The 13,275-nt window shown below is 43.6% G+C and carries 12 protein-coding genes; 8 read left to right on the top strand and 4 right to left on the bottom strand.

Annotated elements, in window-relative coordinates:
- Positions 1-5 precede the first annotated feature (5 nt).
- From JMY01_RS09110 to JMY01_RS09100, 3 genes are all read right to left on the bottom strand, one after another.
- Positions 6-929: a rhomboid family intramembrane serine protease gene (locus JMY01_RS09110; RefSeq protein WP_201575257.1), complete on the bottom strand. Its 924-nt coding sequence runs from the start codon at positions 927-929 to the stop codon at positions 6-8.
- Between the two features lie 132 nt (positions 930-1,061).
- Positions 1,062-2,249 carry an alpha-hydroxy acid oxidase gene (locus tag JMY01_RS09105; protein ID WP_201575256.1) on the bottom strand — a complete coding sequence of 396 codons (1,188 nt, stop codon included), beginning with the start codon at positions 2,247-2,249 and terminating at the stop codon, positions 1,062-1,064.
- An 80-nt stretch (positions 2,250-2,329) separates the two neighbouring features.
- A complete protein-coding gene (locus JMY01_RS09100) occupies positions 2,330-2,644 on the bottom strand; it encodes a glutaredoxin family protein (protein ID WP_201575255.1) in 315 nt (104 codons plus the stop codon).
- A 335-nt stretch (positions 2,645-2,979) separates the two neighbouring features.
- Between JMY01_RS09100 and mtgA the strand changes: the two genes are divergently transcribed.
- The 6 genes from mtgA (at position 2,980) to JMY01_RS09070 (ending at position 7,579) form a co-directional block, all read left to right on the top strand.
- Entirely contained in the window at positions 2,980-3,657 is a 678-nt protein-coding gene (gene mtgA / locus JMY01_RS09095; protein WP_201575254.1) for a monofunctional biosynthetic peptidoglycan transglycosylase, read from the top strand.
- A gap of 200 nt (positions 3,658-3,857) precedes the next feature.
- Positions 3,858-6,053, top strand: a complete 2,196-nt coding sequence (ppk1, locus tag JMY01_RS09090; RefSeq protein ID WP_201577433.1) for a polyphosphate kinase 1 — start codon at positions 3,858-3,860, stop codon at positions 6,051-6,053.
- A gap of 308 nt (positions 6,054-6,361) precedes the next feature.
- Positions 6,362-6,547: a hypothetical protein gene (locus JMY01_RS09085; protein WP_201575253.1), complete on the top strand. Its 186-nt coding sequence runs from the start codon at positions 6,362-6,364 to the stop codon at positions 6,545-6,547.
- Between the two features lie 115 nt (positions 6,548-6,662).
- The gene (locus JMY01_RS09080) at positions 6,663-6,914 is read left to right on the top strand and encodes a hypothetical protein (RefSeq protein ID WP_201575252.1); all 252 of its coding nucleotides are present in this window, start codon (positions 6,663-6,665) and stop codon (positions 6,912-6,914) included.
- 90 nt (positions 6,915-7,004) lie between these two features.
- Positions 7,005-7,334, top strand: a complete 330-nt coding sequence (locus tag JMY01_RS09075; RefSeq protein ID WP_201575251.1) for a hypothetical protein — start codon at positions 7,005-7,007, stop codon at positions 7,332-7,334.
- A gap of 44 nt (positions 7,335-7,378) precedes the next feature.
- The gene (locus tag JMY01_RS09070) at positions 7,379-7,579 is read left to right on the top strand and encodes a hypothetical protein (RefSeq protein ID WP_201575250.1); all 201 of its coding nucleotides are present in this window, start codon (positions 7,379-7,381) and stop codon (positions 7,577-7,579) included.
- Between the two features lie 179 nt (positions 7,580-7,758).
- Here JMY01_RS09070 and JMY01_RS09065 read toward each other — a convergent pair whose 3' ends face one another.
- Complete coding sequence (locus JMY01_RS09065) at positions 7,759-8,469, bottom strand: tRNA-(ms[2]io[6]A)-hydroxylase (RefSeq protein WP_227677795.1); 711 nt, start codon at positions 8,467-8,469, stop codon at positions 7,759-7,761.
- Positions 8,470-9,290: 821 nt separating this feature from the next.
- Between JMY01_RS09065 and JMY01_RS09060 the strand changes: the two genes are divergently transcribed.
- The gene (locus JMY01_RS09060; protein WP_201575249.1) at positions 9,291-11,501 is read left to right on the top strand and encodes a malate synthase G; all 2,211 of its coding nucleotides are present in this window, start codon (positions 9,291-9,293) and stop codon (positions 11,499-11,501) included.
- Between the two features lie 619 nt (positions 11,502-12,120).
- Complete coding sequence (locus tag JMY01_RS09055; RefSeq protein ID WP_201575248.1) at positions 12,121-13,134, top strand: porin; 1,014 nt, start codon at positions 12,121-12,123, stop codon at positions 13,132-13,134.
- Positions 13,135-13,275 lie beyond the last annotated feature (141 nt).

Below are 13,275 nucleotides of genomic sequence, written 5' to 3'. Positions count from 1 at the left end.
ACGGTTTACTCAATGATTTTTAGTACTTCTAATATTTGCAGGTGAATATCTTGCCACCACCAGCCAAAGCCAAAGGTGATGAGTAACATCATCATCCATGGTAGCAATCGCCAGATCATTGCAGGCTTGGCAGGTATGTTTGACTGGGCAGAGACAGTACGAACATCGTAGGGGTTTATGCTTGAATTTACAGGAATGTCGCTGCCAATATTACTGCTGGTTGGCGAATCAATATAGTCGGTTTGCTCGGTCGGGTAACGGTTTTGATAAATAGTTATGCTAGGGATATTCTGCTGCATGGCTGCCATGCGTTGACGATAGGCGATAGCAAAAGCCAGTGCAATCAGCAGTCCTGTGATAGCCCCGCCTATATGACCCGCATTATCAATACCCGGTACGGCAAAGCCATAAACCAAGTTGATGCCCATGATAAATACCAAGCTTCTAAGATTGAGCACCAAGCCATTCACTGATATCTTGAACAATGCTGCTATCAATAATGCCGCGCCGATACCCATGATGCCACCAGATGCGCCCGCTGAAAGCCCTGGTTGTCCAGTACCGTCCAAAATGCCTAACCACGTGACATGATTATTTAGTAAGTTACCACCGATCGCTGATAGTAAAAACAATGCCAAAAACTTAGCAGAGCCAAACATCGGCTCAGCGACTTGTCCAAAGAAGTACATGGCAAAGCCGTTAAACAATAAGTGCATCAAGCCAATATGCAAAAACGCGCTACTCACCAGTCGCCATGGCTGATCGCCCATGGTAAAAGGTAGGGCATTTGCGCCCCAGTATATGAGCGCTTCTGTCGAAGGATTGTTGATATCGACGCCTGTCAGCACTTGCATGACAAACAGCCCAATGAAGCTGACTAAGAGTAAAGTGGTGACTGGCGCTGTTTTTAACAGTTGTTTAATGGTCATAAAAGCCGAGTATCGATTATAAGTTATAAATAGAGTATAAAGGGTATAGTCAGAGCATGTCATCTAAAAGCATGTTGTCATCACTTAAGGACTGACGATCTCAATGATTGGTAGCTTTAAAAACTGATGACTTTAAAAACTAGCAGCTTTGAGGTTTTCGTAAGTCCCTTTTACTAAAATATCATCCGTCACTTGGTTGATATCGGTATGACCACAAAACGCCATACTAATATCGCACTCGTTATAGATAAGCTCAAGCGCACGGCGTACACCATCTTCACCATAAGCACCAAGCCCGTATAAGAACGAGCGACCGATCATCGTGCCTTTTGCACCCAATGATATGGCTTTTAGTACATCTTGACCAGAGCGAATACCACTGTCTAACCATATCTCGATGGCACTATTCTCTGCTTGCACCGCCTGCACGATATCGCTCAAAGCAGCAATAGATGACAGCGCACCGTCCAACTGCCGACCACCATGATTTGATACCACCAACGCATCGGCACCACTGCGGGCAGCCATGATCGCATCTTCTGGCTCCATGATGCCTTTTATAATCAGCTTACCGCCCCAAGCATCTTTGATACGTGCGACATCATCCCAGCTTAAGCGCGGGTCAAACTGTTCTGCTGTCCATGCCGACAGCGATGACATATCAGCGACGTTTTTGGCGTGACCAACGATATTACCAAAGGTGCGTCTTTTGGTACCGAGCATATTCATGCACCATTGTGGCTTGGTCATCAGGTTCAAAATATTGGCAAGCGTGGGTTTTGGCGGCGCAGAGAGACCGTTTTTGATGTCTTTATGACGTTGACCGAGTACTTGCAAATCCGCGGTCAAAATAAGCGCTGAGCAGTTAGCATTTTTGGCGCGGCGAATGAGATTGGCCATAAAGTCTTGATCACGCATGACATATAGCTGAAACCAAAAAGGCGCACTGGTGTGTGTCGCCACATCTTCAATAGAGCAAATACTCATGGTTGAGAGTGAAAACGGTACACCGAACTTCTCTGCTGCCCGCGCAGCATGAATCTCACCATCTGCCCACATCATACCAGTGAAGCCAGTCGGAGCGATGGCAACTGGCATTTTGACTTGTTCGCCAATCATCTGTGTTGCAAGGCTGCGGTTATCCATGTCTACCAATACCCGCTGACGCAGTTTGATACGGTCAAAGTCAGTCTCATTGTTGCGATAGGTGGTCTCAGTCCATGAGCCTGAATCGACATAATCATAGAACATACGTGGGACTTTGCGCTCAGCGACACGGCGCAAGTCTTCTATTTCTGTTATTTTTTTCAAATCTTTCATAAGTTTCTCATTATTACTATTTTATGATGAGGTCAATGCTACTGAGTTTACTATTATTATGACTACTATTATTATGATTACTATGGAGCTAATAGCCGCTGCAAATCCATGACTGAAAACGGATAGTTCACTCTTTTTGAGGGTGTCAAAATGACGGGGATAGTGGTGGCAAACTCCATCATCAGCGCCTCATCAAAGTCTGCAATATCGACATGCAGATACTCAATAGGTTGTACGGCTTGGAAACGTGTTAACAGCTGCTCCGCAACCTCACACAAATGGCAGTTTGAGGTGCCAAGTAACCACCATTTTTGAGTGTTATCAGGCGTATCAAGGCTTGGGTTTGCCTTAATAATCTCTGCCCGCAATGCTTCTATATTATTATCATGAGACATGCTGACTCTCTTTTCTTTATACTTGTCAAAAATTACTTCTTATTAGGGCGTGTCCTCACTTTAAAAATGGTGATAAAAATGAGGACACGGCCTAGAAGTTTAATTGAAAATATCAATATAAACGTGACTTTAATACATAATAAAGAAGTGGAGTAAATAATGACAGCGATTGTGAGATTAGGTAAGATGACCTGCTATTTATAAATACCCACTTAACTTATTTATACTCACCTAGTTTTATAGTTATCCTATCTTATTATCTTATTATCTTATTATCTTATTATCTTATTATCTTATTATCTTATTATCTTTTTAACCACTTGGATATCGCACGCATGACAAGCTTTGGCAAATTTATCAAACGGTTTTTATTGGCGTTCATGCTATTGGTGGTCGCTTTTCATGTGTTGGTTGCAGGCTTGCTGCTGATTTGGAAGACGCAACCGATTAATAATAGCATGTTTATGCTGACGCATCGTTTAACGGGCGGCACTGTCACCCAGACATGGGTAGAATATGATGCCATTGCAAAATCTGCCAAACAAGCCGCGATTGTAAGTGAAGACTCAACGTTTAGTCAGCACAATGGGTTTGATCTCAAAGGTATTGAAGCGGCGCGTAAGAAAAACGAAGAGACAGGCAAGATGTCTGCTGGCGGCTCCACGATTACTCAGCAGCTGGCCAAAAACCTGTTTTTGACCTCGCATCGCTCGTATATCCGTAAAGGCGAGGAAGCCATCATCACCGTAATGATCGAAGCATTATGGGATAAGCAGCGCATCTTGACTGCCTATCTTAATGTGGCAGAGTTTGGTAATGGTATTTATGGGGTTGAGGCGGCAGCTCAGCATTATTTTAATAAATCGGCTGCCAAGCTAAATCGCGATGAATCGGCGTTATTAATCAGTATGCTGACCAATCCAAAATATTATCAAGACAACCAAGGTGATAGGCGCCTGCGTAATAAGCAGCGTATTGTCAAAAAACGCATGAATAACGCAGTACTGCCATAAGCGCATGAGTTATTTTGTCAATGAGGTTAGTGGTAGTAGAGTAGATATAGGGTTGCAGCGCTGCGTAGTTACGGTAATATGGATATGAACCATTGCTAGCGACTAATAGCGATTGGCAGTGATGCATTATAATAAGGAGCAGTGGCATGGCACGGGCAAAAACCAATCAAAACAATGACACTCAAATGAATGAGAAGCGCATGCAAAATAGCAACGTTCAGTCAACCCAGACAGAGATTAACGCCAGTCGTACAACAGACAGTATAGCAAGTAGCAGCCAGACCCAGATTGCTTGGCAACGTTCAGAGGACGGCAGTTATTCGCCCAGCAGCTATATCCATCGTGAGTTGTCTTTATTAGACTTTAATAAGAGGGTTTTAGCACAAGCTGCCAGTCCCTTGCATCCACTACTTGAGCGCTTGTTCTTTTTAATCATATTTTCATCCAATATGGATGAGTTCTTTGAGATTCGAGTGGCAGGTCTCATGCAAAAGCTCAGTTTGGGCGACGTCGCCAGTAGCCCGCATGGGATGCGCCCGAGTGAGATTTTAAAGGAGATATCAAAGGTTGCTCGCGAAGCCATTGATGAGCAGTATCGCATTTTGAATGAAGAGGTGTTGCCTGCGCTCGCTGAGGCGGATATTCGCTATCTCAAGCGTGACGAGCTAAACGCTGAGCAGTCAGAATGGATGCATCGCTACTTTACCGAGCAGGTTTCACCGGTACTGACGCCGATCAGTATTGACCCCTCACACCCGTTCCCGCGTCTGGTCAATAAAAGCCTGAACTTTATCGCAAGTTTAGAGGGCAAAGACGCCTTCGGTCGTGATATCAATCTCGCCATTGTACCAGCGCCGCGCAGTTTGCCACGAGTGATACGCCTGCCTGATGAGCTGACAGGTGGTAAAGAGCATCACGTCATGCTATCGGCGGTGATTCATGAGCATATCGGCGAGCTGTTTCCCGGGATGAATGTCACTGGCTGTCATCAGTTTCGGCTCACGCGTAATGCAGATTTAGATCTGTCCGATGACGTCGATGATCTTGCCAAGGCGCTGGAGGGTGAGCTTGAAAACCGCCGCTTTGGTGACAAAGTGCGTCTTGAGGTTACAACCGACTGTCCTACTGAAATCAGCGATTATTTGCTCAATGAGTTTGAGCTGCATGACAATCAGCTGTACCGCGTCAATGGGCCTGTCAATTTAACCCGCTTGTTGTTTGATTTTAATATTCCAGCTTTACGTTATCAGCCGTTTAGCCATGTGATACCCAAAGCCTTTCGCCGCGATGTCGACAAGATTGATACCGCCACCAGTATGTTTGCCGCTATGCGTAAGGGTGACGTTCTTGTGCATCATCCTTTCCATTCATTTTTACCCGTTATCAATCTGTTGTGGCAAGCTGCCAATGACCCCAAAGTATTGGCCATTAAGCAGACGCTATATCGCTCTGGCACCAATTCAGAAGTGGTCAAAGCCCTTGCTGCTGCCGCACGCAATGGCAAAGAGGTCACAGCCATTATCGAGCTGCGCGCGCGTTTTGATGAGGCGTCCAATATTGCCGTTGCCAACTTTCTACAAGAGGCGGGCGCAGTTGTCGTGTATGGTATCGTAGGCTATAAAACCCACGCCAAGCTGATGCTCATTGTGCGCCGCGAGAACGACCGCATCCGCCGCTATGTGCATATGGGTACGGGCAACTATCATGCTGGTAATGCCAAGTCATACACCGATTACGGGCTATTTACGGCAGACCCTGATATTTCGGAAGACGTACACAAAATCTTCCAACAGCTTACTGGTATGGGCAAGCCTGCTCAACTCAAAAAGCTACTGAATGCGCCATTTACCTTGCATGAAAAGCTCATGAGCTTTATTGATGATGAAATCGCTCATGCCAAGGCTGGCAAGCGTGCCCATATCATTGTCAAAGTGAATGCCCTAACGGAACGTCGATTGATTGATAAGCTTTATGACGCCTCACAGGCTGGGGTTAAGATTGAGCTGATACTGCGCTCTATCTGCTGCTTACGCCCACAAGTAAAAGGACTGTCTGAAAACATCACTGTCCGCTCTGTTGTTGGCCGCTTTTTAGAGCATACGCGTGTTTATTACTTCTATAATGATGGTGATGAGCGCATGTATTGTGGCAGTGCTGATTGGATGGATCGCAACTTATTTCACCGAGTGGAGGCTGCGTTTCCTATTGAAGACAAAAAGCTGTTTAAGCAGATTTATGAAGATGGTCTACAAAACTATCTACGAGATAATGTGCAAGCATGGACACTCGATGGTGCTGGAGTTTGGACGCAAGTTCAGCCCGCAGCAGATGAACCAGTGCATATCGCACAAGAACACTTATTAAAAACCATTAACCGTGTGGGTGAAACCTCGTAATGGGCAACAGACCCTAATTAACTCACGCTTTCACATCATTTGATTAAGAGTTGCCAAGCATAGAATCTATCTGTGCTTGGTTTTTTGTTTATTGAGTTTCGAAATTGAGTGTCGAATAAGTTACAAACTTTGTTTTATCCTCACATTTATTCACATATTGATACGGCCGTACACTGGTCTAGGCATAAAAAAGCTCCCTATAATAGAAGGCATCTTACACAAGTATAAGCATTTAATAAAATATGGCTGATTGATAGAAAATGAATATAAGCGATTGATTAGCAAACATAATACATAGGAGTAATCTGATGAGCGATACCCAAAAAGACACCTCAGACATCAAAGCCGCAGCAGAGCAGGTGGATAGTCAGCAAATTGAAAAAAACCTAGAGAATAATAAAGCAGAGGACAGTAAAAAGGTTGATACACCCAAAGAGCTGACAGAAGAAGAGCAGACCTCTTTTATTAACGATGACTTGCGTACTGATAAGTAGATACTGCTCTGAGACCAACACTAATATAGACATCAAAAAAAACGTAAAAATTTACCAAAGCACGTTTATATACTTTTATATAAACGTGACTTAACACCAATGCGAGGGACACGCCATGACAGACAACAAACAACCAGATAATGAAGAAAAAGTAGTTGTTAATGATCCAGCAGCATCTCATCCACCAAATCCAGAAGACAGCTACGAGGGACGCAAGCATCAGCCAAACATTGATGGTCCTCAGCAAGCTTCTCAAGAGACAGATGAGATATATGCTGACCCACGTAAAGAAGAAGATCTGCCTGCAGGCGGTAAGAATGTTGGTGATCTGAATGCGCATGATCTCAGCAAAGAAGGCAATAAGTAGCTGTTATTTATTACCACTGCTAGGATTAGGGCTAACACCTTCTATACTCTGAAAAATATAAGAAATGCATAATATTAAAAGGACAAGATAATGCAAAACAAAGACCCAGCGCTTACCAAAACATTGATTACTGATCATGACAAGACTGATCACGACAAGATAGAAGACAGTACCACCGTCAATAAGGGTACCGATACTTTTGAAGAGGGTGTGGTTGATACTGAGCATGTCAATGAAAAGGACAATCCAGCACGTCAGCCAGACCGCCGTGATCAAGAAGGTGGTGCATTTGATGGAGGCATCAATGAAACTACTGTCGTCAGTGAGACGCCCAATAGTGAAGATTTAACAGATGAAAATCGTTATGCCAATGTCGATAATGCGCAGAAGCGCGTATTAAATCCTGATGAAAAAGATTAAATTTTCATCATAGGTAGATAATATACAGCAGATAAGGAATGCCAATGAGTACATCAAAGGACAATGATACGAACACGGATTATGAGTTAAAGGATGCAGACGATAACAACGGCATTGTGCCTGATGATGCATTACAAAAGGTCAATCCTGCGGCTGCTGAGCAAAAAACCAATGATCATGATCCACATAACGTCGCAAAAGGCAGTAAAGAGTATGACAGCACTTTGACGCAAGACAAAAGCTAATGCTGTTATAACTCCAACCTATAGATTAGTAGGCACAAATTAATAGGCAAAAAAGCGATCATCGGCTATATTATGGCTGATGCTCGCTTTTTTTAGTTTTGTAATTATGTTTTTAAATAGGTTTTTAGATAAGTTTTTAGATAGGTTTTATTGAGCTCACGCTTAAATTGAATTCAAGCTCAAGCAGGCACGCCGCTATGAAAGCGCAGCTCAGTATCTGGACTAGAGATAAGCTCAGCTTCCACTGCTTTAAAGAACGCCACACGCTCATCGATGTTATCTTCAGAGAGCGACTGCGCGAGTGCCAGATAATCTTCAAAATGTCGGCTCTCTGACTTGAGCAGGTAGCGATAATATTTTGCCAAACGTTCATCATCGATGACCGCTGCCAGCGCCGCAAAGCGCTCACAAGAGCGTGCCTCAATGAATGCGCCAATGATCAGCACATCTACCATCGCAGCCGGCTCATAAGTGCGTTTGTGCTTCAGCATACCTTTCGCATAACGTCCCGCGCTGAGGTATTCCCACTCTTGCCCACGCTCATGCATGATGCCCAGTACTTGCTCATAATGCAGCATTTCTTCACGTATCAGCTGGGCTAATTTACACTGTAAGTCGTAAGAAAATTCATAGCGAAAGATAAGGTTCATTGCCGTACCTGCTGCTTTTTTTTCGCAGTTGGCATGGTCTTGAATGATAAGAGGCAAGTTCGCAAGAGCAGCATCGACCCAAGCTTGAGTGGTGCGACTGCCCAAAAACTCATAAACAGCAGACAGGTCTACTTTGAGCGGTGTGCGTAATTGGTTGATATCGACGCTGTCTTCTGTCGTATCTTCTGCCTTGAACTCTGAGGGCGCTTGTTGATCTGAGAGGTGTTGATTGTTAGTCATAGTGTTATTTGGCTTTCTATTGTGAGTGTTTATAAGAGTGGCATTATGGTAGTTGTCGTTTGATGTTTTTTTCTGACGTCATGGTCATATGGGCATATTATATAGTGGTTAAGGCTTTCAAATCACTAGGCTTGCAAACCCGCAAGCATTTAGTCTAGTACGGTATTAATAAGCCATAGATAACCATTATGCATTCATTTGTCTTGTAATGATTACTTACAGTTTTCAGATGGTTGAGAGTTTCATCAGTTACTCATTGCCAATACAACCTCTAGGGCAGATGCTACATAGAGTATCATTAATATACAGCCCCAACATTTAGTATCTAAATGGTATTTTCTTGTTTATTTTATTATTTGATAGTAGGATGATATTTTGCTTTTGAGATATTTTGTCTTATATTGATTGTCAGTTGAGCAATCTATTGTTGGTCATTAGCGGATATTGCTTCTTAGTTGCTTATAGTTAGCTATTAGCTACTATTAATGAGTATTAATATATCAACCGCAAACGCTGTCTCAAAATATAAGAATATAGAATTAAGAATATAGATAATGACTTTTCACAGTGGATCAGTCACAACAACTAGCCAGATAGGTAGCAAGTAGTCAGCCTTAGCAGTATGAAGCGCTACGTTATGACCATTCAAATAGCTGTCTAATGACAGTTTATACTGTGCATTATCACATTCGCTTAGCGCCATATTCAAATTTGGAATGAATAGTCAGCACTAAGCAATTAATCGTTGAACATCTACTCGCTTAAACAGTTACCGTAGTAAACCAGTATCAACCCTCTCACGAACAGATAAGGACACCACTATGAGTCAGGCTTCTCACGCCAATCGTATCCAAAAAGGCATTCTTGCAATTGACCAACAGCTGTATGACTTTATTGAAAATGAAGTGCTAGCCAAAGTTGGCGTTGATTCGGATAGTTATTGGTCAGGTTTTGAAAAGGTCGTCAAAGATTTTACGCCACGTAATAAAGAGCTGCTGGCTACCCGTGCCAAGATCCAAGAGCAGATCGATCAGTGGCATCTAGACAACCCTGCCAAAGACGGCGAGATTGATTATCCTGCCTATAAGGAATTTTTGAAAGAGATCGGCTATCTGTTACCAGAAGGCGATGACTTCAAAGTAAGCACCCAAAACGTCGATGACGAGATTGCTCACATTGCAGGCCCGCAGTTGGTCGTACCAGTACGTAACGCCCGCTATGCATTGAACGCCACCAACGCACGTTGGGGCAGTCTATATGATGCACTATATGGTACGGACGTCATCAGCGAAGAAAACGGTCAAGAAGTCACCCGCGAATACAATCCTACTCGCGGTGCAGCGGTTGTCGCTTATGCCAAACAGTTCCTAGATGATAACTTTACCTTGGCTTCAGGTTCGTACAATGATGCGACTGGCTTTAAAGTAGTCGATGGTACTCTTGAGATTGTGCAAGGTGATAGCAGCACTCAGCTGCAAGACCCAGCCAAGTTCGCGGGTTTTGTTGGCTCAGCAGACAGCCCAACAGGCATCCTACTAAAAAATAATGGCCTACATGCTGAGATTCAAATCGACGGCAGCCATCCAGTAGGTAAGGATGATCCAGCAGGCATCAAAGACGTGCTACTTGAGTCAGCAGTTACTGCTATTCAAGACTGTGAAGACTCTATCGCTGCTGTAGATGCAGAAGAAAAAGTCGAAGTATACCGCAACTGGTTTGGCCTAATGAATGGCGACCTAGAAGAAACCTTCGAAAAAGGCGGCAAAACCCGTACCCGTAAGCAAAACCCAGACCGTGAATACACTGCTCCTGATGGCGGCAAGCTGGTACTACCAGGCCGCTCACTCTTGCTGATTCGTAACGTCGGTCACTTGATGCAAAACCCTGCCATCCTAGTCGATTTGGGTAATGGTCAAGAAGAAATCTTTGAAGGGTTGATGGATGGTTTGATTACGCCGCTATTGTCGCTCAATGATCTAAAAGGCAAAACCGAGCTGTCAAACTCACGCAAAGGCTCGATGTATATCGTTAAGCCAAAAATGCACGGCCCTGACGAAGTCAAAATGGCCAATGACTTATTTAACGCCTCAGAAGACCTATTGGGTCTAGAGCGTAATACGCTAAAGATCGGCATCATGGACGAAGAGCGCCGCATGACAGTCAACCTAAAAGAAGCCATTCGCCAAGCACAAGAGCGCGTTATCTTCATTAATACTGGTTTCTTAGACCGTACAGGTGATGAGATGCATACCAGTATGAATGCAGGCGCCTTCGTACCAAAAGGCGAGATGAAGTCGCAAGCATGGCAGCCAGCCTACGAGCAGTGGAACGTAGACATCGGTCTAGAGACTGGTCTGCAGGGTCATGCGCAGATTGGTAAAGGTATGTGGGCGAAGCCTGACGAAATGAAAGAGATGATGGATACCAAGGCAGCACATCCAAAAGCGGGCGCCAATACCGCATGGGTACCCTCACCGACAGGCGCAACCTTGCACAGCATGCACTATCATGAAGTGAGCGTCGCTGATGTCCAAGACAGCCTAAAGTCACGTGAGCGTGCCAGTCTCGATGATATCTTGACCATTCCACTCGCCAAAGACACCAACTGGACAGAAGAAGAGAAGCAGCAAGAGCTAGAAAACAACGCTCAGGGCATCTTAGGATATGTCGTACGCTGGGTAAACCAAGGCGTTGGTTGCTCTAAAGTGCCAGATATCAATGACGTTGGCCTAATGGAAGACCGCGCGACGCTACGTATCTCAAGTCAGCATATGACCAACTGGCTACATCACAATGTGGTCAGCGAGCAAGAAGTGATGGATGCGATGAAGCGTATGGCAAAAGTCGTTGACGAGCAAAACGCTGGCGATGCTGACTATCAGCCGATGTCTACTGACTTTGAGAACTCTCATGCGTTCAAAGCAGCCTGTGACCTAGTATTCAAAGGCCGCGAGCAGCCAAGTGGCTACACTGAGCCATTACTGCATCAAGCGCGTCTAGACCTAAAAGCTCAGCTACCTTGCAGAGCTTAATAGGCTAAATAGAGTAGGGTGGAATCAAACCCAGTTAGGCTAATAATTGAGCGCAAATCAGGGGATGACTCATGAGTAGCGCTCAATATAAAGCGATTAAAATATATCTATTCATATATTTATGGCCAGTTATAAGTAATAATTGGTTTAGATAAGTTGGCTTGAATAAATAGTTTTCAAACGTATCTTTATTAGTAGCACCTCTATCTGCAATGGCGGGTAGCGGTGTTTTTTATGGCAGTTCGCCGAATGTTGCTAGAGTCTCACTGTATATTAACGTTGAGTTCACTAAGTATTAAGCGTTCTGCAAAGAAATAAAAAAATATGTTGCAAATTATGTCAAAGTTGTTATGATTATAGCCGAAGTATGAGTTTGGTAACGGATGTTACATACTAGAGCGTTAAAGACCTACGTTTACATGATGGTTACATCAGTAGTCCCAATTATGTAAGTCATGGTTTTTTTCATCTTACGGTAATAGAACTTCGCCACACTTGTTTCTGACTAATCTCGGTAGCCAGTTACACATTATATCTTTGAGGATTTGTGACGATACCATTTGGGCAACAGCTAATAATAGCTCGCTCATTACTAAAATTGTAAAGTGGAGATACCCCCATGAAAAAACTACTTTTAGCTACAGCAGTTGCTGCTCTATCTGTATCTGCAGCCCAAGCCGCTCCTACCGTTTATGGTAAAGCATTCGTAACGCTTGATGTAAATACTGGTGATAACGACACTACGACTACAAATTATAATCCTGATGGATCAGTTTTAAGTTCTGTTAAAACTTCAAAAAGTGCTGATGGTCGTAGCCAGCTAAACTCTAATGCTTCACGCATTGGCTTTAAAGGCTCTGAAGCTTTGACTGGCAACACTGATCTACTCTATCAACTAGAGTATGGTGTAGATGTTGATGCTAACAGCGATCAATTCTATTCGCGTGATACGTATCTTGGTCTAAAAAATGCTCAGTATGGTACTTTACTAGCAGGTCGTTTGACTGCAATTGATGACTACGTTAACTTTGCGAACGTTACTCAAGGTGGCGATGCTGTACTTGCTAGCTATGAATCTCCACGTTTAAACAATACTTTTGCCTACTTCTCGCCTAGTTATGACGGTATGCAGTTCATGGCCATGTATACTATGGACGAAAACAATTTCACAGATACTGCTGACCGTGATGTTTTCGCAGTTGGTGGTAAATATGAAATGGGCCCAATGAATGTTGGTGCTACTTATACTCAGGCAGGTGATGAGCTTAAAGTAATCCGTGTCAGTGGTAACTATGCAGTTAATCCAGTATTAACGGTAGGTGCACTGTATCAAAACTCTGATTTTGATGCAGATAAAAAAGAAAATGCATTCACCCTAAGTGGCGAAATGCAAACAGCTACTCCTTGGACTGTATATGCTCAGGGCGATGTAGTTAATAACGTTCTTGGTGCAAAAGATGCTGATACTTACCGTTTGGTAGCTGGTGGCAAATATGCCATCAACGCAGCAACGACTGGTCATTTATACGGTGCGTATTTGAATGATGAATCTACAGTCCGTACTGGTGCTGTTGAAGTAAAAGAAGAGTTTGATGGCTTTGGTATCGGTGGTGGTATCGAATACAAATTCTAATTTAACCATTGGAATCTGATATAAAAAACTCATCCTTCGGGGTGAGTTTTTTTTATGCATATTGCAATATTTTGCCAAGCGTATTTCAACCGTTATAAGAGAAGCGCTAAATAAGCCAAAAATGTTAATGATATAATGATG

The sequence above is a fragment of the Psychrobacter sp. H8-1 genome (genome assembly GCF_904846575.1).
GTDB classification, from domain to species: domain Bacteria; phylum Pseudomonadota; class Gammaproteobacteria; order Pseudomonadales; family Moraxellaceae; genus Psychrobacter; species Psychrobacter fulvigenes.
This window is presented reverse-complemented; position numbering and strand designations above follow the sequence as displayed.